Raw genomic sequence first — 24,441 nt, 5'->3', positions numbered from 1 at the left:
ATATAAATCAATGATTTAGAATCTATTGTTGAGCTTGTTTAAACAGAAAATAGCTGTTTTTTGCTAAAATCATCCCAGTATTAGAACGCCGCCGGACATTCCACGATATCAACTGCTTGAGAATTGTACTGATTCTGCTCGTCATCTGCAGCTTTTACAATTACGTAGATTTGGTTGGAGTTTACTCCTACCCTTGCCTCATCATTACATTGAAAAATAGTGCATGTTATTTGCTACTTCATAATCACATGTGGCTGGAAGTTTTATCGGTGATGCATTTAGGTAATTATTGAAAATTGAAGGAGCCTCACTTGTTGTTTTACTTGGTTGACCACAAACTCCTGTGTATGAACTAGTAAACGGACACGAGTATAGCCAACGCAGTAAGACTTGGTTTGTTACCGCAGACATGCATTAAAGAAGTTGTTCTGCCGTGACCCTAAAAGAGCCATCAGTTGATGGCTCTTTTTTTAGCTGAAGTGTTTCTCACCTAGCAATAAAAAAGTATCGTTAATAAGATTGTTTGGGATTTATCGATCTTTTAAATTCGCTCTCGGCAACTAGGTATACATCGAGATTTTTTGCTTTCAAAGCCGACAGTTCTTTTGGCATTTCTCTTAGAGGTGTCTGACCGTCGAAATAGAAAAACCAAAAGCTTTCTAGCTCACGCGGACTTAGTTTACTTAACTCGTTGAGAGATTCGTCTAAGTTCTTAGTAACAAAACTATGGAGCATGTGCTGTAAGTAAGCAACGTTGTCTATTTGCCAAAAACCTTCGACACTGAGTTGGATTACATCGTTATGCTGTCCATTTGACTCAGATAGCTCAAAGAAGAAATCAATAAAGTCATACGCTTTATCATTTTCCGCCAAAGGACCGGCTGTATCTAAATCAGAGTAGCCAAACACGGAAACAAAATTATCAAAGGTTTTAGGGAAGCATTGATAGAAAGATTCTGTATTGTCTTCGATATCATTACGGCTGATAATATTGCCGAATGCAGAATCTATACATTTAGCGCTTGATTCAACATCATAAGACTCTAATTGCTCAGAGTAAGTATAAAACGATATCAATATGAGTAAGGGGGTTACTACTGCGGTATATAGACTAACTTTCTTCATATTCTGACGTAATTTCAATGCGCGCATCCTGAATTCCAATCTTTTTTATATGACTAATTAACTCTTCAAACGCTGGCTTACTGCTACCAACAAAGTTTTTCCTTCTAACTCTACCAGGTAAAAGGCAGCCCTCAGTATCTCTAGCAGAGTTTCCTTTATGAATGAGAATCGCTCTACTTCGAGCGACCTTGCTGTTGTGCAGTTTTAACACGCCTTTGAACTTTCTTCCATTGTGCCATTCTAAATAGTATGTACCTTCTGGAATTCTTTGCTCTAAGCCTGCTTTAGTTGTGTCAGGCCCTTTCTCTTCGAGCATATAACCTTTGATGCTTGTTCCGACGACGCTGTATTCTCCGATTGTAGATTCTGAAGTTTGCCACTTTCGATTCAATTTAATTACTACGTTGTCTTGTACCATTGGAGTGTAATTCCAACCCTCAACAAGCGCCTCATCTAATCCTAATATTGTGCCTTGTCCAACAATTCCGTCAGCGGAACCCACTTCATAAGCGAGATGCGTTTTGTTTGTTGCTTTGTACTCTTTTTGGAACAGTTCGATTTGACGTTTAGTTGTTGGACCGAAGTCTCCATCAGCGCCTGCATTACCAAGATCGAAGCCAAGTTTTATCAGAGCTTGTTGTATATATTCAACTTCTTGTCCACTTGAGCCACTTTTATATGCATGAGACTCACGATTCGCAAGTTTATCTAGAGTGAGAGATTGTTTGAGAAGTGGTGACTTTAATCTGAGCGCTTTGTCATCATCAGATTGAGGTTCTGATTCCGTTTCACCTGAACTTTTTGAAGTACTTGAGCTAGGAGCAACTGTGGGCGCGGAGTTGTTTGGAGAGGAGCTTTGTGATTCGTAAACCACCTCATCAGGTGCACTAAACTCAGTAATCACATTAGAGTTCGCGTTTTGTTGGCTGGCTGCAACACTGTTTTTTTCTAACTCTCCAACAGCGATTTCATTGCTTAAGGTTTTGGGTAGCTCAGCGACGTTACCAGAATAACCACTGCCGCTTCCTGCGCTGCCACCTGAGTTCAAGTTGACGCCTGCTCCCACTAGGTGAACCCCTGCAGGATCGACTTTGAGGAAACTTCCTGCTGCTTTGAGTGTAATCTCGCTGCCTGCTTCAATCACAACCTTGTTGCCAGCTTTGACGTGAACCTCCGAGCCTGAGTCGTTTACCCAAACACTTCCAGTTTTTACATGCAGTGAACCTTCTACAATTAGTGTTTTATCTTGGGTTACTTGGCTACGGCTCTCTCCTTCAACGGTCTGGTTTGTATTGTTTTGAACGCGTTCGAACTCGTCATTCTCGATGACAACATGCTGATCATGCTTTACATGCTCGGTGTGGTCGTTCTTGATTTCTGAATCCCAGTCTTTTTGAGCGTGGATAAATATCTGTTCGTTCTGACTATGATCTTCGAAACTGAGTTCGTTGTAACCTTCGCCCTGATGTGTTTCGCTGCGTAACACGGTTTTGGTTTTATGCTCCGGAAGCGAGTAGGGTGGGGTATTGGTTGCGTGATATGCTCTGCCTGTAATAATGGGCTGATCGGGATCGCCATTAAGGAACTCGACAATTACTTCATGTCCTATGCGGGGAATTGCCACTATACCATACTGGCTGCCTGCCCAACCTTGTGATACGCGAACCCAGCAAGAGCTATGCTCATCTCCTTGTGAGTATCGATCCCACGGAAACTGAATTTTAACTCGGCCAAACTCATCGCAGTAGATCTCTTCCCCTTCAGGACCAACCACGAGCGCAATCATAGGACCACTAATGAGTGGTTTTAACGATGGCTCAGGTTGCCAGTTGTATTGACTAGGGATGACCTTAAACTTATTAGAGTACGTGGTTGCACCTGACCCCGCTTCTTCCTCTAGGGCCTGAGGCTGTGTACCTTGATGTTGAACAGAGACAACTAACCATTCTCTATTTAGCTCTTTGTCTAGGTGTTCGTCTAAGCTGAATTTGATGCCGGCTTGTAGGTAAGGAACGTCACTGTTCCCGATAGCGACATGCGAATCTCGTCTTAGATACTCTAATCGAACTTGGTTGATTGAGTTGCCGGTTTGATCGGATTTAAATCGCCCAGGAGCATCAAAGTGTTCGTAGTCTTGGCGCTGATAATCAAGATCGGTGCCTGAAGCATCTTGCTGAAAGTCATACGCTGGCTGCTTGAAGCTGTAATCTTTTAGAGCGCTTTGGCTCGGTTGAGAGGTGGTAACAGCATTGAAAGCGGAAACGTAACAGGTATCTGCTTGACCACCGCTTAGCGTGTTGTAGGGTATACGTGATGGAAGGCTTGATAGATTGGCACTTGCATCACTGAAAATGACGGTGTGTTTATTTTTTTCGAAAGAGAAGCTATAGATTAATCCTTCTTCAGCCGCGAGTCGATGGAGAAAGTCTAAGTCTGTTTCACGGTATTGAACGCAAAATTCTCGTTGCACGTATTCGCGCTGAAGTGAAAAGGCGTAATCCTCAATATCCATTTCTTTTAGAAGGATAGAAATGATTTCAGGAACCGTTTTCAACTGAAATATACGGCTGTTGTGTCTTAGTGAAAGCCTCTCTAATGCAGGCACGAGCGTTAATGCATAGAAAGTGTGATGATGACCCGTATCTCCCTTACTAAACGAACGTACGATGCCAGATATTGTCTGAACTTGCTCTTGGTTGCGATAGATGCTGAGTTCGACAGACTTGTCGACGACATCTTCGGCGGAAACTCTTGCGCTTCGGCTCGCGAGTTGAACATCAAAGTTGTAACCGTTGCAAAGCTTTCCCTGATCGTATTCAAGTTGGGAGATAGACTCTTGCCCTTTAAACTCCCTGACAACAAAGGTATTGGATTCAAGCCCTTCGACAGTAAGTGTGAAGTTGAGAGTGGTCATAAATCTGGTCCTACATAGTCGTTAAAACCCTAACCAAGAAACAGTCGTGACTATGTCTTGATTAGGGTTATAAGTAGCCCACCTTCCGGTGGGCTAACGAAGAGCGTAATCTTACGCTTCTACAGGCTTACGCCAGTCGTCAGAACCAGAAGTACCAGCGTTAACGTGATCCCAAGTGATCTTGCGGTAAGACATTGATACAGTTAGGTTTTGAGTGAAGTCAGACATCGCAGGATCTTGACAGTGTGGCATTTCACATTGAATGTCTACGATAGATGCGTTTTCTAGTTTTGTAGTGAAGAAGTTTTCTTGCTTGCCTTCAATAGACGTGCGGTACCATTTTAGTTCCACAGTCTTCATCTTTTCACCAGAAGATAGCGCGTTGTAAAGTAGAGGAACGGCTTTGTTTAGTGAAACAGTAAACTGGAATGGCTTGTGAACACGTTGACCAGAAGGCTGACCAGATTGAGGATCAGTTGGTACAGTTACAACGTGGTCGAACTTTTGAACTAGCATCTCATCTTCGTGACCTTCTACATAAGAATCACCGATAGAATCAGCAGTACATGCGCCAGCAGTAATTAGACCCTGAGTTTCGCCGTCAATTGAGATATAACATGGAGTTGGCATAACAATCCTTTCCTTTAGTGTGTTTGATTAACATGTGAATGTGTTTACTAAAGGGCAATTGTTATGCCTGTTTTGTTATTTTATATAAAACAATGACTTATGTTTTTTAGTTAAGTTGGCTGAGCAAATATTTACCTAGCATAAGCAAAAAGCTGTTGAACCATGAGCAACATGTTGATTTTATCGGTTTGACGTCAATGGCTTCAGTAGCCGTTTACCGAATACGTTAACCAATGCTCCAGTCACGATCAAACTTCCCCCCAAATAAGTCCAAACGGAAGGAACTTCGTTAAATAGCCAAACGCCAAGTAATGCGGAAAACACGATTTGGATGTAGGAGTAGGCTGACGCTTTTCCTGCTGCTTGGGTTTGCATCGCTTTGGTTAGACCATACTGTCCGACTTGGGTAAAAATTCCGACCAGTACCAAAATGAATGTGAGTGGTAAGCTTGGCCAGACAAACTCGTTCCATACTAAGAATAGGGAAGTGGGCAGGGCGACGAGCGGAAAGTAAAAAATGATGACGGAGCTGTCTTCAGTTTGGCTTAGCTTTCTGACAATCACGTAGGCAATTGAACTGCCGAAAGCCCCAAGTAATGCCGTGACGACACTAAATAGTGGTAAATCTGAGCTTTGTCCACCACTCATGGTGGGCTGAACCATAACCCACAATCCGGCCAAGCAGAAGGCAATACAGATCATCGTTGAGGACTGAATACGCTCTTTCAAGAACAAGACGCCGAGTAAGGCGGTAAACACAGGGTGGACGTACTGTAAGATGGTTGCCTCAGCAAGCGGAAGCGTTGTGACCGCATAGTAAACGCACATCAATGCCACGGTGCCAACGGTTCCCCTGACTAAAAGCAAAGGTCTGTTATTACCCCAAACCGAGATCCTTTTGCGTTTGACATCTAGATAGCTAATGACCAAAGAAACTAGAGCCCGCGCCGCGACAATTTCAAATACGGGAATACCATGATTACTGACGTACTTTACACACGCAGACATTAGAGCGAAGCCTAGTGCAGAAAGAAGCATGAAGCGAACCCCTACAGGGATTTGATTGAGTGTATTGTTTAGCATGGTATCTAGATTGGGTGGGTTTGAATAAGGGTGACTAGCGCCACCCTTGGGTAAAATCAAAGTGGTGATGTGAACTTACTTATTAATGGCTAGATAAGTTCCGGCAGCAATCATAATACCGCCCGCTCCTCGATTGAGCTTTTGTTGCGCTTTCGGCGTCTTGATCACTTTGGCTAACCTACCTGCTCCTATTGCGACACTCATCAATCCAGTCATCAAAGCCACCATTGTGAGCACAACGGCAAGGGTAATATCTTGGCTGCTTAGAGAGGTGAGATCCATAAATGTTGGCAAGAATGAAATGTAGAACAAAATCACTTTAGGGTTGGAGGCTGAAATGAGAAAACCCTGTACAAAGCCGGATAAACTAGATTGTTTATTAATTTCTGCACCTTGTTCAAGCGCTTCACTTGCTTGAGGCAGCGCTTTGATCATCTTGTAACCTAAATAGATTAAGTAAGCGGCGCCAACGTATCGGATTGCGACAAACAATGTTGCCCAGTTTTCGGCGATAGCGGCAAGGCCGAAACAAGCAAGAAGAAAGTAGATCACATCACTAACAACCATTCCCGCAGAAAGAGCAATACAATTCCGAGCTCCTGAAACCATTGCGCGAGCGATAATGGCAAAGACACCAGGGCCGGGTGTAACGCTGAAGATCAACATTGCGATAAAAAAGGTAACAGCACTTTCAAAGCTCATACGCAGACGCTCCGGTTTTCATTGATTCTTTGCACACTAGCACCTTTTTGTGTGAGTGAAAACGACTAATGTTGGAGCGAAAAGTTTTGAGCAGTGCCTGCTGGTAGCTGGCTATAAACTGGACGAGATAATGAAAAATGCACGTCACCGAGAGATTTGGGGAAGCGGATCTCAATTTCTTGAGGAGACTGAAAAGTGTGCGTAGCAGAAAAGCGAAATTCTACGACATGGCTATGTTGTGATTCGGCTGTTTTAACTGGCGACAATGGAATAGGCTTTCCGTCTATAGTGAGTTTAACGCCATTCTCGAGAAGCTTGTAAAGTTCAATGTTCAGGCGGCTTGATGTAAGTTGTGGCTCAGTAAGGAGAACTTCGGTATCCCCTAGTAGCCAAGCTTGAGGATCTTGCAGCCTCATAAGCCAAGTTTCTATATCTACGTAAAGTCTAAGTTCAGCCTGTCCATCGCGCAAAATGAGCTGTGAAGAGGTTTGCGCTAATGTGTGGCTTGAGGATATGGCTGGGAACAGTATCGAGACTAGACTAGTCAAACACCACAATATAAGTTTTGTTTTATATAACATAATTGACGTCTGTTTGGTTATTAACGGCAGTAAGTTCCTGACTCAATGGCACCATTATTACTTATGGTTTTTTGTACGAACTCATAGCAGTTAGGCTTTGATTTTGATGGCGTATAACGTGAATAATATTCGACACCTTGATAAGTATAGGAGAGTTCCCTCGTTCCGTCTTTTGACTCAATGTGTCGCAAATTTTGAACTCCACTCTTCGGCGGTTTTAAATTCGCACGAGCCTTTGCTCCTTTAAGTGGGGCCACTCTAGGTAGGATCTTGGTGTCTACTTTCCCTACTAAGCATTGAAATATGTATGGGGGTTGTGGAGAGGTATGATAACGATAGCCATAAGTGGGGTCTGTTTGCCCGTTGCAAATATCGAGAGTGCCGTTTTCGATCTGGGTTCCATTTGGGTTTCTATCGGCAAACAGAGGGTATCCGTCGTAACCCCAGCCTATGATTGATGAATCCCCCCATTCCGGCATGGATTCGATCATGCAAACTGGCTTTGCGTGATAGTGGTAATCATCGCCTCGACCTGCATGCCCGCCACATTGGTCTAACTGACCAAGCTTTACGGTATCTTTGGCTGATTGGTATCGCTCTGGGTTAAGTTCCCCTTGAGCTGAATAATCGTAGATTGGGACACCATTGATGGCAATTCCAAGAGCGGCATCTATCGATGTGTAAGATTTGGCTTTCTCAGGAGAGAGTCGGATGGGAGCGACGTATTGACTAGCAGGGACGGGTATCTGCTCGTTTGTCTCTGTAATTCCATTCATTACGTCATGGTCAGGGTACGTATCTGACTGAACATATGCGTAAGTCTCGTCACAAACAACAGAGACATTAGAGAAACCGGCTTTGATAAAGCTCTCTTGTACTTTTGTACACTCAGGGCTATCGATACTGGTTGTTGGCAGTACTATGGTAGTTGGACGGTTACCACGCTTTGGCTTTTTGTCTTTTTTATAGTGTCTAATCGGGGCTTTCAGCACTTCAACTGAAAATTGGGTAGAAAGCTCTAACCTCGCTCTACTTTTGCCTTCAGACGCTGAAGAAAGTGAGGAAACAGAAGTTAGAGTAAGCGCCAATGAAATTAGCAGTTTGCAGCCCAGCTTCATGTCCTAAACCTCTTCTGAAGTGAGAGTTGCTCGACACAAAATCGTGTTGTCAGTCTCTAAATCTGCTGTCCATATTAACTTAGCATCACGATGCCATCGAATTAGGTCGTAGCCACCTTTTGGTTTTACTTTAGATTTTGGAAATGCACTCGCATTTGGCCACTGTCTATCGTCGAATGACGTTGTTTTCCAGTCGTGTGGTTCGGAGGTTATATCGCTCATGCAGTCTTTATTAGGTTGGCTAGATTTTTCGCAGCGCTTGTCGATTGGAGCAATATGGATCGGAAAGCATCGCCAAGCCTCGTTGGAAACTAGCAGAGTTTTGTTATTACTACTGTCAGTGAACTGCGCAATAAATCCGCCATCACCCATCTGTTGCTTTCGAGAACCGATATATTCTAAGCCCGTATCATTTTGTTTGTAGTCTTTTATTACAAAGCTCAGCGTTACGGGCAATGAAGATTGGAAGACAAAACTCTCTGCATTAAATGACCGCTCTGTATTAATGGAGACAGAGTCTTCCATGATCATTTGATCTTCTATGTACATGGCGAACCAGTTGTCTGCCCATACATCTGCTTGAATCTTGACCATTTCAGAACTGCTTGCATATGGCGTTGAAAGTGCAAGTGCAGATATAGCGAGAGTGGAATAGAAGCGAGAGGTTTTTAGCATAAAGTCATCAATCCTTTGACAGCGGTGCTCGCTCAAATAGTAGAGCGGGATTTTAACTGTTCAAGATAACCTTCTTTTAAATGTTACTTTGGTCATATTCTCAACCACTTAGACTACCGATACTCCGACACTAACATTGCACGTGTATTTGGTTCTAATGCCTCAAATATATGAGCTTGATCTCCAGGATAGGTAATATAGTCGCCTTCACCGAGTTCATGCTGATCGGATAATAGCCCTAATCGAGCCCTTCCTTTGACAATGATCATATGTTCAATCACACCGCGATTGTGCGGCTCTGAATGAAACGGCGCACCCGGTTCGACTTCTAGCCAATAAATATCGCGGCTGACACTCGGAGGGCATGCAGCCAGTAAGGTTGCTTTGTAATCTTCATTCTTCGAGAAAACAGATACGCCTTCACCATAACGGATCACCTTGGTTTTTGCTGACGGTTCTTCTATCAAACGAGAGAAGGGGATATCCAAAACCACGCAGATTGACCATAGGGTTTCGATACTTGGGTTTCCAGAGCCATTTTCAAGCTGAGAAAGCGTTGATTTTGCGATGTTGGCACGTCTTGCCACCTCTGCGATGCTTAGACCAGAGCGCTGCCTTTCTGCACTAAGTGTTGCTGCTATCTGAGCAATTGGTGCTTTATTCATTGTCATAGGGTTCCAAGCTTCCTTACTCTTACTTCACCATGTTCATTATAAAAAACGAATGTACGGTTTGACAAACATTATTCCGGTGTTCAATATATAATCTCATCGTTCATTAAATCGACTGTTTGATTGAGGGATTGGCTGTACGCAATTAAACCAAGAGTAAAAGAGGAAGTTTGTTGTGGAGTATCTATTATCCGTAGCCTTGTTCGCTATTTCATCATCGGTAACACCTGGACCGAACAATATTATGGTAATGACGTCGGGAGTGAATTTTGGTGTTAAAAAAACATTGCCTCTGCTTTTGGGGATATGCGTAGGCTTTACCATTATGTTGCTATTAGTCGGGCTTGGATTTGGTCAGTTGTTTTATGTGTTTCCCCAGTTAGACTTGGTCATTAAAACGCTCGGAACGGCTTATTTACTCTATCTTGCGTGGCAAATTGCTCAGTCTGGAAATGTCTCAGCGGCAGGAGGTCAATCTAAGCCACTGGGCTTTATGAAAGGGGCATTGTTTCAGTGGGTAAACGGGAAAGCGTGGGTAGTGGCGATTGGTGCCATTTCGGCTTTTACGACCGTTGGCGATACTTACATGTCGCAAAACCTAACGATTGCTATGACTTTCTTTGTGGCTTCCTTTCCGTGCGTCGGAGTTTGGCTGATGTTTGGTTCAGTTTTGAGGCAATACTTGCAAAAACCAAGTTATTTAAGGTTGTTTAATCTCACCATGTCGATTCTGCTAGCCATTTCGGTGTTACCCGTTGTTATCGATATTGCCGCTGAACTGAATATAGTCGTGTAGAGATAAGCCTCTAGTCTTTTCCATTACTAAAAATCCCTACTTCAACATTTTGCTACAGATTTGAGGCGTAATGCATAAGTTGAGATTTGCGTATGACAAGTTTACGTAAATCTGCCATATGTCTCAAAAAGCAGGCTTATAGATGTTGTTTTTTTAACCTAGTGCAAAAGCTCTCGTCGGATGAGTTGATTGATAATTGCTCAGCTACTAACTCTATTAATCGAGCAGAAGTGGTTTCGATGTTTGAATTTTTGCTCCTTCTTTAAAGTAATGAAGCGAATCAAAGGATGATAAAGGTTAAATAACATCATGAAAAATATTATAAAAATTGCCTCTATAGTCGGGGCTGTTGTGTTTTCTAGTTTCACAAATGCTGCAATAGGTAACTATAAAGTCGTCTTAGTTCATGGCTTTCAATCTGATCAACTCCAGTCTAAACCCGATAGAGCGCAAGTCACTTTAGAGGGGGAAGATTATTGGAAAGAGTACTGGTTGCAATACGCCGATGCTCGTATCGATTGGCCTGCCTACGAGCGAGTAGAAGGCAAAATCGCTAGTGATTATGCGTGGCCAAAATTAAAGGAGTTGTCGCAACAAGGCACATGCCAAACCGGCTGTATTTTTGTCACTCACTCTGCTGGTGACTTAGTGACAAGGTATCTGCTAGACAATCAGGAGAACTGGCTGACTAATGCCGGATTGACGCCATTGAATATCGTGGCCACGTTTGACTTTGCTGGGGCTGGTGGAGGCTCTGAATTGGGTGACATTGTCATCAATATCATTGAGGGTGGCGGCTTAGCAAACACCGCGATGCGATATGCGATTTCTCTTTGGTTAGGGGAAATGCCAAACCAGCAAAACTCGGGTGTGCTCAATGATCTAAAGGTTGCCAACGCTCGACAAATCGCAAGGCTATCCGAACATAGGATCCCACGTATTCGCTTTATTGGGAATGGCACAGATTACTTCAAAACGACATCGGCATTTTTGCCCGGTAACGACGACGGTGTCGTAGCAGCACATTCAGCCTGTGGCGCATCAAGTTCTGGGAAATTTGACAGTTGTTCGACAAATTTGGCCATGAACGGAAAGATTTCGAATCAGAGTAAAGGAGTCTCTAGCTTCATGCCGGAGCATTATCCATTAATCATGGGTGATAACTATAGCCATAGCGATGTCGTTGGGTCAAAACATAAAGGTGAGGTGACTTCCAGTGTGAATAAGGTTGAGCTAACGAACGGGCAATATGTTGAGCTAAACACTTATAAAGAGAGTGGCTGGTGGGGAACTAAATACTTGTATGTTAAAGACTCTGCAAAACGCACTATGTCAGAACTAGCCGTCGCTATGAACTAATTGTCCGGAGGCTATGGTTTTGTTCCATAGCCTCGAGCAAAAGGATTGCTCTATGTATTTGAAACACAAGGCCTCTGTTTTGTCTCTGTCGATCGCGATATGTGGTGGAATTATTTGGCTGTATGAACAGGACGAGGAGCTTTCGTTAGAAGCTAACACCTTAGCTGTGCCAGTAAACGCTCAAAGCAGTGCGGTCACAAAGCAACAAGTCAAAGAGACAACTGCACAACAGAGCGCGGATGACGGCACAAGCACACCTGTTTTGACCTCTCTATCATTGTCTTTAAAGCAAGTTGCTTATATGCATCAACAAAAGCTGCAGTATCCGTCTTATTCTCAGCCAATAACAAGCGATGATAGCCCATACCTTAACTGGAATGAGTTTATCGAACTGTCTCTCCCTGTGTTGGACGGGAAGTCGACGGCTTCACTAAGTGTTAAGAAGTTCAGGCATTTTTATCCAGATGAAATAGAAGTGGTGCTAAAGACGAGTGAACCGCTTATATCCACTGTACTAGAGGTAGTGTCAGTAGAAGAGCAAAAAGTTTTGGCGTCGCTCCCTTCAGAAAGCAAACAATGGAGTTTCGTTCCGGACTCGAACTGGCCTGAAGAGATTCGCTTGGTTGCAAACCTTGATTTCGAGCGAGGGGAGGACGTAGTGAGTGCTGACATTCGGTTTTATCATCCTGTCGCTACCATTCTAAGTGTTGGGCAAGGCTATGCGTCTGGCCCTGATATGTTGTTACCAGTGACTCTGGATGTTAGCCAAGCTGGAATCTATCGAATCAGAGCAAATCTGTATCAGAGCGAAGGGAAGGCGATTGCATCTTTAGTTCAAAAACAGCATTTATCTGAAGGTGACCAAACTCTTGAACTCAAGGCATTCAAAAGCGTTCTGCCCAAAGGGTCGAATAACTTCGAGTTGAGGAACATCGTTGTTGAAAGAATGTCGGGCTACCCAGGAGAGAAAACTGGCTATGGGCTTTCTGAGTCAGAAAGTTATCCCGTAGGGACATTTAACTCGGAAACCCTTAGTGATGAAGAGTATCAAATGAGTGAACAAGAACGGCAACAGGTGGCTTTTTTAGAACAATTGTTATGATAGTGGCAGTTCGCACTAGTAGGGGACTCAAAACTATCATACAATCGAACGGTGTTTTTTATTGTGTTGATATCTTATGATCTATAAACATCCCGTTTTTCTATTGAGCCTACTCGCCACGCTCATTGGATGCTCTAGCACGAATGAAACGCTTACAGCGGAAGAGGTTGTCAACCAGCCTCCACCCACTATCCAAAAGGAAGCTAGTGACCCAGAACCTATTCAGAAAAGTGTCGATGCTCAGGTCTTACTAGATACCGAGCCCACAAGGCAGATCCTAACTGCGGTAGAAAGCTTAACAGATACGCTGAATGTCCTCAGTTTTGGTATTTTTGCTGGTTCGAAAATGTAGAGAAACGCCCAGCTTCGAGGGAGTAGCGTCCACACCCAATACGGATTTAGTGACTATGCTTTAGGAACAAATACGTGTATGCGGGTTGTTATGCTAAGTCTACAGAGAATATTAAGAAAACTGTCGATTAGAAACAGATTGCTGTTCGGCTATTTGCTGTTGTTCATAGTCGTGATCAATATTGCTAACCTCGCTAACTACCTGTTAATGAGAGAGGTGGTTAAACAAGGTGTAGAGAAAGAATTAACGTCTGCAACCGAGTCGATCACCAATAACATTGCCAATACAGTCGATATAACGATTCGCAGCTATTTACGTGGTATCTCAGAGCAAAACCTCCAATATGTTGAGTTGTGTTTTCAGCAGTATCAACGTGGTCAGATTACACAGCAAGAAGCAAAGCAAAAGGCAACAAACTTCTTATTGAGCCAATCGATAGGTGAAACAGGATACCCCTATGTCGTCGACTCTTCGGGAGTGATTAGGGTCCACCCCAAACAGCCGCTGTTGAATACCAGCCTAATTTCCTTTGATTTTATTAAGCAGCAAATTGAGCTGAAGAGGGGGTATCTAGAGTATCAGTGGAAAAACCCTGATGAACTGGTTGAGCGGCCAAAAGCTCTGTACATGGTCTACTTTGAACCTTGGGACTGGATCATCACATCTTCCTCATACAGAGAGGAGTTTGCCAGTTTGATCAATATCGATGATTTTAGTGACTCTATCTCTAAGCTAAACTTCGACGAAACGGGTTACTCTTACGTACTGAATCAATTGGGTGACCCTATTGTGCATCCATTCGTAACCGGCAACTTTTATAACGTTACAGATTCCAATGGCAAGCTTTTCGTACAAGAGATAATTCATCAGAAAAACGGCACGATTACTTACACGTGGAAAAATCCCCATGATGAAGGCTATCGAGAGAAGATAGCTGTTTTCAGATACCTACCGGAGTACGATTGGTACATAGTTTCTTCAACCTATGTGGAGGAACTCAACCAACCGCTGGTGGATCTAAAACTTGTACATGTAGCTGTGCTAGTGTTTGCAATCGCTTTAGTGATTCCGTCGAACTTAATTCTTAGCCGCTCAATAGTGTTGCCGTTAAAAGGCATGATGAACTGGATCAGCCAAGCATCTATGAGTAACCATCCGACGTTGATGAAAGACAAATCGGGTTCGACAGATGAACTCGCTCAGCTAACGGTTTACTTTAATCAGTTCTTATCTGATTTAGAAAAAGCTAATCAAAAACTACATAAAGAAATAGATGTTCGTATTGCAGCCCAAAAGCAACTTGAAGATTTAAATGAAAACCTCGAACACAACGTAGCGCAACGCACACTTGAGCTCAAGCAGAGCTTGGAACGACTAAAACAGACCCAAGACCAATTGATAGAATCTGAGAAACTATCAGCACTAGGGGGTCTTGTTGCGGGTATTGCTCATGAAGTTAATACTCCTCTTGGAATTGCAATTACTTCTGCCTCGTTGGTCGCTGATGCAAATAGTGAGCTCAATTCTGCTTTTCAAAATCAAACTCTAACGAGCGATCAATTTGAATCTAATATGCAGCACCAATTAGAGGCTTTAGCCTTATTAAAAGAAAATTTAAATCGCGCTTCTTCACTTGTTCAAAGCTTTAAACAAACGGCAGTGCACCAAACCTCTGAAGCACTGAGTCAATTTGTCGTTAGAGATGTACTCGAGTCATTGATCGCTAGTCTCCACCCTGAAACTCGAAAAGTATCAGTAGAGCCAAAGTTAAAAGGCGACTCTAATGTTTCAATGACAAGTCTATCTGGTGCGCTGACACAAGTGTTTTCGAACCTGATTCTGAATAGTATTCATCATGCATTCGCTAAACAGCCACAGCCTGAAATAGTGATCGAGTTCTTTGAACAAAGCCAAGATGTGGTATTTGTTTATCAAGACAACGGGTGCGGAGTTGAGCAAAGTTTGCACAAGAAAATCTTTGAACCTTTTTATACTACTCGCCGCGGCAGCGGGGGAACTGGAATTGGGCTTAATATGGTTTTCAACTTAGTTACTCAAAAGCTGAAAGGCAAATTAGAGTTCTCTTCAGATAAGGGCGTAAAGTTTGTGATTACTCTTCCTAAGCAAAGGGTGTCGGAGGACTAATCCGCACTACGGGAAGCAAGCTTACCTATTTTTGAGAGGTATTTACCCTTCGTTTTTAACAGGTTACATTGTTGAGACCTTAAATCGAAGGAATGAACCATGAGCGCTCATCTAAAACAGCTATGCGGTACCCATCTACCAGGAAATAAAGAGGATTCACCAGCAGAACACTTCAAAAAAATGGCTAAGTGGTGTGAAGACAATGACGTCAGTCATGATGTTTATGGTGAGGGTGAAACTATCCAAGCTTTCGAGCAGAAGGTTGCTGACTTGTTAGGGTATGAAGCTGGGCTTTTTGTAGTCACAGGCACAATGACTCAGCCAACAGTATTGGAACTAGTGGCAAAAAAAAAGCGAAACCCAAATGTAGGCATGCATCCATCTAGCCATATTTATGTACATGAAAGACAAGGCTACCAACTTCAAAATCGATTCAATATATTGCCCATAGGCAATCAGTTCCAAACATGGAAGCTGGAAGATCTAAAAGCGTGGCCCGACGAATTGGCTGCGGTTTTGTATGAACTGCCTATGCGTGAAATTGGTGGTCAGCTACCTTCATGGCAAGAACTTGAAGAGATAAAAAGCTACTGTGCGGACAATAGCATTCATCTCCACATGGATGGCGCGAGATTATGGGAAGCGGCTGCTTACTATCAGAAAGAGTACAGAGAAATCGCGCAAGGCTTTGATACAACGTATGTATCGCTTTACAAGGGGGTTAATGGACTTGGTGGTTCTATGCTACTTGGCTCAAAAGAGTTTATTGATTTAGCATCAATCTGGATGAAGCGCCAAGGTGGCAATCTCTATCATCGCACCCCTTACGTGGTTTCAGCAGCGATGCAATTTGATGAAAAGCTAGCCAAGCTGCCCAAACTGTTTCAGCGTACTAAGCAGATATACAAGATTATCGGTGAGTTTCCAGCTCTAGCAGTGAATCCTACTCAACCACAATCTAACATGCTTCACCTCATCCTTCCGTTTAGTTGCCATGAAGCCAAAGAACTCCAGCAGTCTTTTGCGACGGAAAAGGGCATATGGTTTGGTAATCCACAAGTGACAGCCAACCCAAATCAGTCAGTTGTAGAGTGGTATGTGGGCGACAATCTGCTAGAAATCGAAGATGAAAAGTTAAGAGATTTCTTTAAGGAACTCATTAACTGAGGGTAATAGTGGTTATAGGTGCCTATGAAATGAAAATTGGAATTGTCAGCGATCAAACAGGAATGAGCATTCACACTATTCGTTATTATGAGAAACAGGGGTTAGTTAAAAAGCCTGTTAAGGATGCTAGCGGTCATCGCTCTTATACCTCAAAAGATGTGGATGTCCTCAATTGGATCTCTTGTATGAAAAACTCTGGTATGTCGCTAAACACCATCAAAAGATATACAGAAGCTTTTTATCAAGGCAATGATTTAGAATGTATCGCATTTCTAGAAGAACACCTTAATCACCTTTATAAACAGCAACAGGATATCGAGCACTATATTGAGGTGACAGAAAACAAAATAAATCGCTTCAAAAACGCTTGACCTAGAGTATGGTCTAGATTGCTAACCTCATTGAACTAACCCAGTGAGGAGAAGCAAAATGGAAGTGAAAGTAGCAATTGTAGATGCGTTTGTTGATGGTGAAAATGGTGGCAACCCAGCGGGTGTTGTTTTAGAAGCAGATGCTTTAAGCGCAGAACAGAAACTAATGATTGCCAAGCAAGTTGGCTTGTCTGAGACTGCGTTTGTTTCAGCATCGACTTCTGGCGCAGATTTTAAACTCGACTTTTTTACCCCAGATAGGCAAATAGCTCATTGTGGCCATGCCACTATTGCGACTTTTAGTTACCTTTCCCAGCAGGGGCTAATTCCCAATCCAAATACGTCTAAACAAACGATTGATGGAAATCGGCACATCCGAATGGAAGGCGAGTTAGCCTATATGGAGCAGTTAAAACCTCACTATCTCCGCTTTGAAGCCGATGCGGACAACGTTTTAGATGCGTTAGGTCTCACGCAAGACAACATTTTAGCAACACCGATTATCGCGAGTACCGGAAATGCCTTTGCACTAGTCGGTGTTAAAGATATTGATACCCTAGAAGCCCTTGTGCCAAAGATGGACGTCATTGATGAGCTGTCAGAAAAATATGACTTGATAGGCTTCTATGTATTTACACTGGAAACCAATAAAGCGGAGAGGGATGCGTCAGCACGAATGTTCGCACCTCGCTACGGGATTACAGAGGAGTCAGCGACAGGAATGGCTGCTGGACCGCTTGGGTGTTATTTATATGACTACTTGGGAGTCAAAAAGAACGAGGTACATATTGAACAGGGGTATGCGATGACAACACCGTCGCCAAGCTGCATTAAAGTGTTGCTAGCACTTCAAGATAATAGGATTACTTCTTTGCTTGCGGGTGGAATTGGCGTGGTTTCTAGTTCTAAATCTATCGTTTTAGAATAGTGTTAATTAGGAGCTTATTGTCCTGTGCTCTAATCCTGAATAATCAGCCAGTTCATTTATTCACCTATTTGTCAAAAAAAGACCTTTGAGTAGGAAGTGGGCTGGCAAAATCAATCTATGTCGTTGTTATTCTGAGAGGTTGCTAACACGCCAACTTACGAGCTTGATGTATTCTGGATGGAGTCAGGAAAGAGGAATTTATTAATGTCAAAAAGCTCCAAGCTTCACAATGAAGATAAACTGGTAAAAAAGGCACTAGAAATTGGTGAGAAAATGGCAAAGATGCAAGGCTTTGATTTGCCCAAATCGCCACAGCCTGTCAGGGTGAAAGCGGTTTATCTATTTTTGGTTGATGCCAAACAAATTACTCCGTTGCCTGACAGTAAACTTGATGGTGCCAACATCAAACATAGACTCGCGCTTTGGATTCATAGCGCGTTGCCAGATAACGACCCTCTAAAATAAACGTGCTTAAATGGCCTACCTAAGATGTAGGCTGGAGCCTGAGTAGCGCCGCTAACGAAATATTATCTTGAGGGGCAGTGAGCCCCTACTTACTTTTGTCGTCTATAGCTAAGCCCTGTCGTAACTCTTGGTGTAACGACTCGGGGTCTTTACGCAGTTTGCGAATGAAATCAGAGGGAACTTCGGTTTTCGTATCGTATTTTTCGGACCAATCGATCATCGCTAGCATCATAGGTAGCAAATCTATTCCTTTGTTGGTCAATGTGTAGACAAACTTAGAACGCTTGACAGTATCACGTGTTTTACTGATCAGTCCGTTTGATTCTAAATCCGCAAGTCGACTCGCCAAGATGTTAGTAGAGATGCCTTCACCTGCCTCTAAAAACTCTTGATAGTAATGCCGACCTTTAAACATTAAGTCTCGAAGAATCAGAAAGCTCCACTTATCTCCGAATTGGCTCATGCCAAAACGCACTGGACAGCCGGACCATTCTTTAGTTTTTTTATCTACCATTCATTAATCGTACTCGTTTTGAATTTAACTTGCAAAATGAAAGTTAATTTTCTAGGGTTATTTTACTTGCAAAAAACAAGTTAAATTCAAGGAGGACACATGAAGCTATACGCAATTGTAGGATCGCCCAACTCTCGTAAAGTATTGGCGGTGATCAATCATCTAGGGCTAGATATTGAAATAGAGTATCTAGATTTGTTTTCTGGGGAGCACAAACAGCCGCAATACCTGAGCCTAAACCCGAATGCCATGGTACCGACGTTAATTAATGGCGATATTTCACTGTGGGAATCTAACGCCATTATTCAGCATTTAGCTGAGACTTCAGGTACAAATGACCTATATCCAAACGACCAAACAGTAAGAGCGGATATCAATCGCTGGTTATGTTGGGAGCTCGCCCATTTCAATCAAGCCTTTGGAACTTTAGCGTTAGAAGCCGTTGCCAAACCCAAATTTATGGGTACAAAAGGCGATGATACTGTTATTCATTGGGCCAGCCAGAACCTAGTTCGATTTGCTGAAGTATTAGAGCAGCACCTACAAGGGCGACAGTTCATGGTTGGTAATGCAATAACATTGGCGGATTACGCAATGGTGCATGTCGAGTTTTTTAAAGAAAGCATCCCTTTTGATTGGGAACCCTATCCTAACGTCAACGCGTATTTTGAGCGCATGCGTGAGGCTCCCCATTGGGCTGCTACAGCGCCAAGCAAAACTGAAGAGATTGGTAAGTCGATGAAAAGGTAATCCCTTAGTCGATGAGCGTTGAGGCATGAAATAAAAAGGCGAACCATTGGGTTCGCCTTTGACTTACTGTAAGGAAACTTAGTCTTCGTAGCTGTCGATGCTTGGGCAAGAACAGATTAGGTTACGGTCACCGTATACGTTGTCTACGCGGTTTACTGTCGGCCAGTACTTCCAAGACTTGGTAGCAGGTGAAGGGAAGCAGCCTAGCTCGCGAGAGTATGGGCGATCCCATTCATCTTTCGCTAGGTCTACTTGCGTGTGAGGTGCGTTGACTAGAGGGTTGTTCTCTAGTGGCCACTCACCGTTTTTCACCTTCGCCATTTCTTCGCGGATTGCGATCATCGCTTCGCAGAAACGATCGATCTCTTCTAGATCTTCAGATTCCGTTGGCTCAACCATCAGTGTGCCCGCAACTGGGAACGACATGGTTGGTGCGTGGAAACCGTAGTCCATTAGACGCTTGGCTATATCTTCTTCGCTGATACCTGTTTCTTCTTTCAGTGGACGAATATCGATAATACACTCGTGAGCCACACGGCCGTTTGTACCACGGTAAAGAACAGGGTAGTGAGGGCGTAGACGCTCCATCATGTAGTTGGCGTTAAGGATAGCGACCTTAGTTGCTTCTGTTAGACCTGTTTCACCCATCATCGCGATGTAAGCCCACGAGATTGGCAGGATAGAGGCACTACCTAGATCTGCTGCTGATACCGCAAAATCTTCACCTTCGACACCGTTTTCGATGTGACCCGGTAGGAAAGGTGCTAGGTGCGATTTAACACCGATAGGACCCATACCCGGACCGCCACCACCGTGTGGAATACAGAAGGTTTTGTGCAGGTTAAGGTGAGAAACGTCAGAACCAATCAGGCCAGGAGAAGTTAGACCAACCTGAGCGTTCATGTTTGCGCCGTCTAGGTAAACCTGACCGCCAGCCGCATGAACCATTTCACACACTTCTTTCACTTGCTCTTCGTATACGCCATGCGTAGAAGGGTAAGTGATCATGATGCTTGAAAGATTATCAGCATGCTTTTCAATCTTAGCTGCTAGGTCTGACATGTCGATGTTACCGTCGTCGTCACACTTAACAACAACGACTTTCATTGACACCATAGACGCCGTCGCTGGGTTAGTACCGTGCGCTGAGCTTGGGATTAGACAGACGTTACGGTGACCTTCGCCACGGCTATCGTGGTAGCGTTGAATCGCGATAAGACCCGCGTACTCACCAGATGCACCAGAGTTAGGTTGTAGAGAGAAATCATCGTAGCCTGTGATTTCACATAGCTTCTCTTTAAGATCTTTCGCTAATGCTGAGTAACCCGCCGCTTGCTCGATTGGCGCGAATGGGTGGATAGAACCAAACTCTGGCCAAGTAACCGGGATCATTTCAGCGGCTGCGTTAAGTTTCATTGTACAGCTGCCCAGTGGGATCATACCGTGAGTCAGCGAGAAGTCTTTGTTCTCAAGCTGTTTCAGGTAACGCATCATCTGCGTTTCACTGTGGTGAGTATTGAATACTGGGTGAGTGAGGTACTCAGAAGTACGGCGAAGTGCTTCTGGGATCGCTGCAAACTCGTTGCCTGCGATCTCTGAAGATAGAGTACTAACTTCTTCTTTCACACCAAAGACAGCGAATAGTGCTTCAATATCATCCGTTGTCGTTGTTTCGTCTAAGCTCACACCTAGCTTGCCTTGAAGTAGGCGTAGGTTGATATCAGCCGTTTGCGCTTTTGCGTATAGCGCTTCAGTCTTATCAGCAGTATTGATAGTGATGGTATCGAAGAAGCTATTGTGAGCGAGCTCGAAACCAGACTTAGTCAGGCCAGCCGCTAGAATCGCAGTCATATGATGTGTGCGACGAGCAATCGTACGTAATCCTTCTGCGCCGTGGTACACCGCGTAGAATGACGCCATGTTGGCTAATAGTGCCTGAGCAGTACAGATGTTAGACGTCGCTTTCTCGCGGCGGATGTGCTGTTCACGAGTCTGCATTGCCATACGCAGTGCTTGGTTACCGTTGGTATCGATAGAGACACCGATAACACGACCAGGCATAGTACGCTTGTGTTTATCACGTGTTGCCATGAATGCTGCGTGTGGACCGCCGTAACCCATAGGAACGCCAAAGCGCTGAGCTGAGCCGATAACTACGTCCGCGCCCATTTCACCAGCAGGTTTCAGTAGCGCAGATGCAAGAAGATCAGTTGCTACAGTAACCAGGGTTTTGTTTGCTTGCGCTTTCGCAATGATATCCGTTAAGTCGCGAACTTCACCGGTTGTACCTGGGTACTGAACAAGTGCACCAAACACGTCTTGCTCTGGAAGAGATTCTAGTGAGCCTACTTGAACATCAAAGCCGATGTATTTAGCACGAGTTTTTACAACTTCCAGCGTTTGAGGGTGAACATCGTCTGCTACAAAGAAGACTTTACTCTTGCTCTTACCAGCACGCTTACATAGCGTCATCGCTTCGCCAGCCGCTGTTGCTTCGTCAAGAAGTGATGCGTTAGCAATGTCCATTGCTGTTAGATCCATCACCATCTGTTGGAAGTTAAGTAGCGCTTCTAGACGACCTTGAGAAATTTCTGGTTGGTAAGGCGTGTATGCTGTGTACCAACCTGGGTTTTCAAGTACGTTACGTAAGATAACGTTTGGCGTGAAGGTGTTGTAGTAACCCTGACCGATGAAAGTACGCTTAATTTGGTTTTGGTCGGCAAACTCACGCATCGCAACCAACATGTCTGCTTCGCTTTTTGCTTCCGCAAGAGTCATTGGTTTTTCTAGGCGAATTTGCGCTGGAACGGTTTCTTCAATCAACGCATCTAGGTTTGCTACGTTGATTGCTTCCAACATTTTCTGTTGGTCTGATTTGTTTGGGCCGTTGTGGCGAGCAACGAACTCGTTTTGTGTGCTGAGGCTTTGAAGTAATTCAGTCATTGTCCTTTACCTACTCCGTAGTCCGGGTAATGGATATCATTACTGATATATCTAATTATACGTCCGAACTTAGAAAAAAAGCTGCCACCCGAGTCGGGGGCAGCTTTCTGCATCTTCCTAATTACTCGTCTTCGATTGAGTTTAGGTACTCTTCTGCGTCTTTAAGGTTGTCTAGTTCAGATGCGTCAGACATCTTCACTTTAACAATCCAGCCGCCTTCAAAAGGTTCTTCGTTAATAAGCTCTGGGCTATCTTCTAGTTCTTCGTTGATCTCTACGATTTCACCAGTGATTGGCGCGTAGATGTCTGAAGCTGCTTTTACAGACTCAACCAGAGAGAAGCTATCGCCTGCTTCGATTTCATCTTCTACTTCAGGTAGGTCAACGAATACTACGTCACCTAGCATTTCTTGAGCGTGCTCTGAAATACCGATAGTTACTGTGCCGTCACCGTTGTCACGTACCCACTCGTGGCTATCTGCAAACTTCAGTGTTTTGTCCATTGCTTAATCTCCAAAAAATAACTTTGATTAATTTGTTTATTGGTAAAGTGGGAAGCGAGCACACAGTGTTTTCACTTCTTTGCGAACGCGTTGTTCTACTTCTGCGTTACCTTCAGGGTTATCTACTAGCCCATCTAGTACGTCGCCAATCCAATTACCGATGAGTTTGAATTCTTCAGCGCCAAAGCCGCGGCTTGTACCCGCAGGCGTACCCAAACGGATGCCCGATGTAATCATAGGCTTCTCTGAATCGAATGGGATGCCATTTTTGTTACATGTGATCCCTGCACGCTCTAATGCTTCTTCAGCTTTGTTACCTTTCAAGCCCTTAGGACGAAGGTCAACCAACATTAGGTGCGTATCTGTTCCGCCAGTCACAATGTCACAACCGCGAGTTTGCAACACTTCAGCAAGAACTTTTGCGTTATTGATCACTGAATCGATATAAGTTGAAAATTCAGGACCTAATGCCTCGCCGAATGCAACCGCTTTTGCAGCGATAACGTGCATTAGAGGGCCACCTTGAAGGCCAGGGAACACTGCTGAGTTGATTTTCTTGATGATGTCTTCGTGGTTAGTCAGAATCATACCGCCACGAGGGCCGCGCAGTGTTTTGTGCGTTGTTGTCGTAACAACATGCGCATGCGGAATTGGGCTAGGGTGTGCACCTGTCGCGATTAGGCCAGCAATGTGCGCCATATCAACCATTAGAATGGCATCAACTTCATCTGCGATTTCACGGAACTTAGCGAAATCGATAGTGCGAGGAATTGCACTACCACCTGCGATGATCATCTTTGGCTTATGCTCAACAGCAAGCGCACGAACGTCTTCGTAGTTGATTTCTAGAGTTTCACGGTCAACGCCGTATTGAACTGCATTAAACCATTTGCCTGACAGTGCAGGGCGCGCGCCGTGAGTAAGGTGACCACCTGCATCAAGAGACATACCTAAAATGGTATCACCAGGTTGAAGTAGAGCCAGTTTCACAGCGCCGTTTGCTTGCGCGCCTGAGTGTGGCTGAACGTTTACATATTCACATTTAAACAGCTGCTTAGCGCGTTCGATTGCAATCGCTTCTACTGTATCGACATGTTCACAACCACCGTAATAGCGACGGCCCGGATAGCCTTCTGCGTACTTGTTGGTTAGGCAAGTACCTTGAGCTTGCATTACCGCTTTAGAGACAATGTTTTCAGAAGCGATAAGTTCGATTTGTTCGTTTTGACGCGTGAATTCTGCTTGGATTCCAGCAAAGACAGCGTCGTCAGTAGCAGCAAGGTTAGTAGAGAAAAAGTTCTCTAGGCTGTGATTTTGAAACGGTTTGTTCATGGTAGATGACCTTCCATTCATGCCAACGAGATTCTTATGTTGTTCATTATTCTCGTTAGTTCTACTTCTATTACTACTCTTCACTAGGTAAGAGCAGGGTGAATTTCCAACCCCAAAATAGTGGGGAAAACCGAAACTGAGCGTTAAAACAGTCAAACACTGAGTTCGGAAATAACATCTCTACAACTAACAAGTTGGTAACATAGCGGTTGTGGC

The 24,441-nt window shown here is 43.9% G+C and carries 23 protein-coding genes; 10 read left to right on the top strand and 13 right to left on the bottom strand.

Annotated elements, in window-relative coordinates; genetic code table 11:
* Positions 1-510: 510 nt before the first annotated feature.
* From AC6R16_RS03280 to AC6R16_RS03240, 9 genes are all read right to left on the bottom strand, one after another.
* Entirely contained in the window at positions 511-1,125 is a 615-nt protein-coding gene (locus AC6R16_RS03280; RefSeq protein ID WP_500673580.1) for a hypothetical protein, read from the bottom strand.
* Positions 1,112-4,039, bottom strand: a complete 2,928-nt coding sequence (gene tssI / locus AC6R16_RS03275; protein ID WP_500673579.1) for a type VI secretion system tip protein TssI/VgrG — start codon at positions 4,037-4,039, stop codon at positions 1,112-1,114. The genes AC6R16_RS03280 and tssI overlap by 14 nt, the downstream gene beginning before the upstream one ends.
* A 111-nt stretch (positions 4,040-4,150) precedes the next feature.
* Positions 4,151-4,669 carry an Hcp family type VI secretion system effector gene (locus AC6R16_RS03270; RefSeq protein WP_069669095.1) on the bottom strand — a complete coding sequence of 173 codons (519 nt, stop codon included), beginning with the start codon at positions 4,667-4,669 and terminating at the stop codon, positions 4,151-4,153.
* A gap of 180 nt (positions 4,670-4,849) precedes the next feature.
* Positions 4,850-5,752 (bottom strand): DMT family transporter, encoded by a 903-nt coding sequence (locus tag AC6R16_RS03265; protein ID WP_367939258.1) that lies wholly within the window; start codon positions 5,750-5,752, stop codon positions 4,850-4,852.
* Between the two features lie 75 nt (positions 5,753-5,827).
* Positions 5,828-6,454, bottom strand: coding sequence for a LysE family translocator (locus AC6R16_RS03260; RefSeq protein WP_004744009.1), 627 nt, complete (start codon positions 6,452-6,454; stop codon positions 5,828-5,830).
* Between the two features lie 65 nt (positions 6,455-6,519).
* Positions 6,520-7,002: a hypothetical protein gene (locus tag AC6R16_RS03255; protein ID WP_500673578.1), complete on the bottom strand. Its 483-nt coding sequence runs from the start codon at positions 7,000-7,002 to the stop codon at positions 6,520-6,522.
* Positions 7,003-7,055: 53 nt separating this feature from the next.
* Positions 7,056-8,153 carry a YHYH protein gene (locus AC6R16_RS03250; RefSeq protein ID WP_500673577.1) on the bottom strand — a complete coding sequence of 366 codons (1,098 nt, stop codon included), beginning with the start codon at positions 8,151-8,153 and terminating at the stop codon, positions 7,056-7,058.
* A gap of 3 nt (positions 8,154-8,156) precedes the next feature.
* Positions 8,157-8,828, bottom strand: a complete 672-nt coding sequence (locus tag AC6R16_RS03245) for a hypothetical protein (RefSeq protein WP_004744012.1) — start codon at positions 8,826-8,828, stop codon at positions 8,157-8,159.
* 113 nt (positions 8,829-8,941) lie between these two features.
* Positions 8,942-9,493: a helix-turn-helix domain-containing protein gene (locus tag AC6R16_RS03240; protein ID WP_004749450.1), complete on the bottom strand. Its 552-nt coding sequence runs from the start codon at positions 9,491-9,493 to the stop codon at positions 8,942-8,944.
* 181 nt (positions 9,494-9,674) lie between these two features.
* Between AC6R16_RS03240 and AC6R16_RS03235 the strand changes: the two genes are divergently transcribed.
* The 9 genes from AC6R16_RS03235 to AC6R16_RS03195 all read left to right on the top strand — a co-directional run bounded on the left by AC6R16_RS03235 (position 9,675) and on the right by AC6R16_RS03195 (position 18,184).
* A complete protein-coding gene (locus AC6R16_RS03235; RefSeq protein ID WP_004744014.1) occupies positions 9,675-10,295 on the top strand; it encodes a LysE family translocator in 621 nt (206 codons plus the stop codon).
* A 309-nt stretch (positions 10,296-10,604) separates the two neighbouring features.
* Positions 10,605-11,654: a hypothetical protein gene (locus AC6R16_RS03230; RefSeq protein WP_500673576.1), complete on the top strand. Its 1,050-nt coding sequence runs from the start codon at positions 10,605-10,607 to the stop codon at positions 11,652-11,654.
* Positions 11,655-11,706: 52 nt separating this feature from the next.
* Positions 11,707-12,756 carry a hypothetical protein gene (locus AC6R16_RS03225; protein ID WP_500673575.1) on the top strand — a complete coding sequence of 350 codons (1,050 nt, stop codon included), beginning with the start codon at positions 11,707-11,709 and terminating at the stop codon, positions 12,754-12,756.
* 76 nt (positions 12,757-12,832) lie between these two features.
* Positions 12,833-13,108: a hypothetical protein gene (locus AC6R16_RS03220; RefSeq protein ID WP_367939250.1), complete on the top strand. Its 276-nt coding sequence runs from the start codon at positions 12,833-12,835 to the stop codon at positions 13,106-13,108.
* Positions 13,109-13,198: 90 nt separating this feature from the next.
* Positions 13,199-15,253: a sensor histidine kinase gene (locus AC6R16_RS03215; protein ID WP_500673574.1), complete on the top strand. Its 2,055-nt coding sequence runs from the start codon at positions 13,199-13,201 to the stop codon at positions 15,251-15,253.
* 99 nt (positions 15,254-15,352) lie between these two features.
* Positions 15,353-16,420 carry a threonine aldolase family protein gene (locus tag AC6R16_RS03210; protein ID WP_500673573.1) on the top strand — a complete coding sequence of 356 codons (1,068 nt, stop codon included), beginning with the start codon at positions 15,353-15,355 and terminating at the stop codon, positions 16,418-16,420.
* A gap of 29 nt (positions 16,421-16,449) precedes the next feature.
* Positions 16,450-16,791 (top strand): MerR family transcriptional regulator, encoded by a 342-nt coding sequence (locus AC6R16_RS03205; RefSeq protein ID WP_004744019.1) that lies wholly within the window; start codon positions 16,450-16,452, stop codon positions 16,789-16,791.
* A 58-nt stretch (positions 16,792-16,849) separates the two neighbouring features.
* Positions 16,850-17,719: a PhzF family phenazine biosynthesis protein gene (locus tag AC6R16_RS03200; RefSeq protein ID WP_500673572.1), complete on the top strand. Its 870-nt coding sequence runs from the start codon at positions 16,850-16,852 to the stop codon at positions 17,717-17,719.
* Positions 17,720-17,923: 204 nt separating this feature from the next.
* A complete protein-coding gene (locus tag AC6R16_RS03195) occupies positions 17,924-18,184 on the top strand; it encodes a DUF5062 family protein (protein WP_004744021.1) in 261 nt (86 codons plus the stop codon).
* An 85-nt stretch (positions 18,185-18,269) separates the two neighbouring features.
* On the opposite strand, the gene AC6R16_RS03190 is transcribed toward AC6R16_RS03195, so the two are convergent.
* Positions 18,270-18,698: a winged helix-turn-helix transcriptional regulator gene (locus tag AC6R16_RS03190; RefSeq protein ID WP_500673571.1), complete on the bottom strand. Its 429-nt coding sequence runs from the start codon at positions 18,696-18,698 to the stop codon at positions 18,270-18,272.
* A gap of 99 nt (positions 18,699-18,797) precedes the next feature.
* Between AC6R16_RS03190 and AC6R16_RS03185 the strand changes: the two genes are divergently transcribed.
* Positions 18,798-19,448 (top strand): glutathione S-transferase family protein, encoded by a 651-nt coding sequence (locus AC6R16_RS03185; RefSeq protein WP_500673570.1) that lies wholly within the window; start codon positions 18,798-18,800, stop codon positions 19,446-19,448.
* Positions 19,449-19,526: 78 nt separating this feature from the next.
* Here AC6R16_RS03185 and gcvP read toward each other — a convergent pair whose 3' ends face one another.
* From gcvP to AC6R16_RS03170, 3 genes are all read right to left on the bottom strand, one after another.
* The gene (gene gcvP, locus AC6R16_RS03180) at positions 19,527-22,391 is read right to left on the bottom strand and encodes an aminomethyl-transferring glycine dehydrogenase (protein WP_500673569.1); all 2,865 of its coding nucleotides are present in this window, start codon (positions 22,389-22,391) and stop codon (positions 19,527-19,529) included.
* Positions 22,392-22,512: 121 nt separating this feature from the next.
* Positions 22,513-22,893 (bottom strand): glycine cleavage system protein GcvH, encoded by a 381-nt coding sequence (gene gcvH / locus AC6R16_RS03175; protein WP_004744041.1) that lies wholly within the window; start codon positions 22,891-22,893, stop codon positions 22,513-22,515.
* A gap of 36 nt (positions 22,894-22,929) precedes the next feature.
* Entirely contained in the window at positions 22,930-24,225 is a 1,296-nt protein-coding gene (locus tag AC6R16_RS03170) for a serine hydroxymethyltransferase (protein ID WP_239824186.1), read from the bottom strand.
* Positions 24,226-24,441: the final 216 nt, after the last annotated feature.

The sequence above is a fragment of the Vibrio sp. R10-SG3-ISO10 genome (genome assembly GCF_059834185.1).
Note: the sequence above shows the minus strand (reverse complement) of the source record. Positions and strands in the feature narration are given on the sequence as shown.

What these genes read in the sequence shown, in the direction of transcription:
- tssI (WP_500673579.1), bottom strand. Translation starts at nt 4,039, where the DNA reads ATGACCACTCTCAACTTCACACTTACTGTCGAAGGGCTTGAATCCAAT.
- AC6R16_RS03200 (WP_500673572.1), top strand. Translation starts at nt 16,850, where the DNA reads ATGGAAGTGAAAGTAGCAATTGTAGATGCGTTTGTTGATGGTGAAAAT.
- AC6R16_RS03215 (WP_500673574.1), top strand. Translation starts at nt 13,199, where the DNA reads ATGCTAAGTCTACAGAGAATATTAAGAAAACTGTCGATTAGAAACAGA.
- AC6R16_RS03220 (WP_367939250.1), top strand. Translation starts at nt 12,833, where the DNA reads ATGATCTATAAACATCCCGTTTTTCTATTGAGCCTACTCGCCACGCTC.
- AC6R16_RS03240 (WP_004749450.1), bottom strand. Translation starts at nt 9,493, where the DNA reads ATGAATAAAGCACCAATTGCTCAGATAGCAGCAACACTTAGTGCAGAA.
- AC6R16_RS03170 (WP_239824186.1), bottom strand. Translation starts at nt 24,225, where the DNA reads ATGAACAAACCGTTTCAAAATCACAGCCTAGAGAACTTTTTCTCTACT.
- AC6R16_RS03280 (WP_500673580.1), bottom strand. Translation starts at nt 1,125, where the DNA reads ATGAAGAAAGTTAGTCTATATACCGCAGTAGTAACCCCCTTACTCATA.
- gcvP (WP_500673569.1), bottom strand. Translation starts at nt 22,391, where the DNA reads ATGACTGAATTACTTCAAAGCCTCAGCACACAAAACGAGTTCGTTGCT.
- AC6R16_RS03195 (WP_004744021.1), top strand. Translation starts at nt 17,924, where the DNA reads ATGTCAAAAAGCTCCAAGCTTCACAATGAAGATAAACTGGTAAAAAAG.
- AC6R16_RS03205 (WP_004744019.1), top strand. Translation starts at nt 16,450, where the DNA reads ATGAAAATTGGAATTGTCAGCGATCAAACAGGAATGAGCATTCACACT.
- AC6R16_RS03245 (WP_004744012.1), bottom strand. Translation starts at nt 8,828, where the DNA reads ATGCTAAAAACCTCTCGCTTCTATTCCACTCTCGCTATATCTGCACTT.
- gcvH (WP_004744041.1), bottom strand. Translation starts at nt 22,893, where the DNA reads ATGGACAAAACACTGAAGTTTGCAGATAGCCACGAGTGGGTACGTGAC.
- AC6R16_RS03260 (WP_004744009.1), bottom strand. Translation starts at nt 6,454, where the DNA reads ATGAGCTTTGAAAGTGCTGTTACCTTTTTTATCGCAATGTTGATCTTC.
- AC6R16_RS03230 (WP_500673576.1), top strand. Translation starts at nt 10,605, where the DNA reads ATGAAAAATATTATAAAAATTGCCTCTATAGTCGGGGCTGTTGTGTTT.
- AC6R16_RS03190 (WP_500673571.1), bottom strand. Translation starts at nt 18,698, where the DNA reads ATGGTAGATAAAAAAACTAAAGAATGGTCCGGCTGTCCAGTGCGTTTT.
- AC6R16_RS03185 (WP_500673570.1), top strand. Translation starts at nt 18,798, where the DNA reads ATGAAGCTATACGCAATTGTAGGATCGCCCAACTCTCGTAAAGTATTG.
- AC6R16_RS03270 (WP_069669095.1), bottom strand. Translation starts at nt 4,669, where the DNA reads ATGCCAACTCCATGTTATATCTCAATTGACGGCGAAACTCAGGGTCTA.
- AC6R16_RS03250 (WP_500673577.1), bottom strand. Translation starts at nt 8,153, where the DNA reads ATGAAGCTGGGCTGCAAACTGCTAATTTCATTGGCGCTTACTCTAACT.
- AC6R16_RS03210 (WP_500673573.1), top strand. Translation starts at nt 15,353, where the DNA reads ATGAGCGCTCATCTAAAACAGCTATGCGGTACCCATCTACCAGGAAAT.
- AC6R16_RS03225 (WP_500673575.1), top strand. Translation starts at nt 11,707, where the DNA reads ATGTATTTGAAACACAAGGCCTCTGTTTTGTCTCTGTCGATCGCGATA.
- AC6R16_RS03265 (WP_367939258.1), bottom strand. Translation starts at nt 5,752, where the DNA reads ATGCTAAACAATACACTCAATCAAATCCCTGTAGGGGTTCGCTTCATG.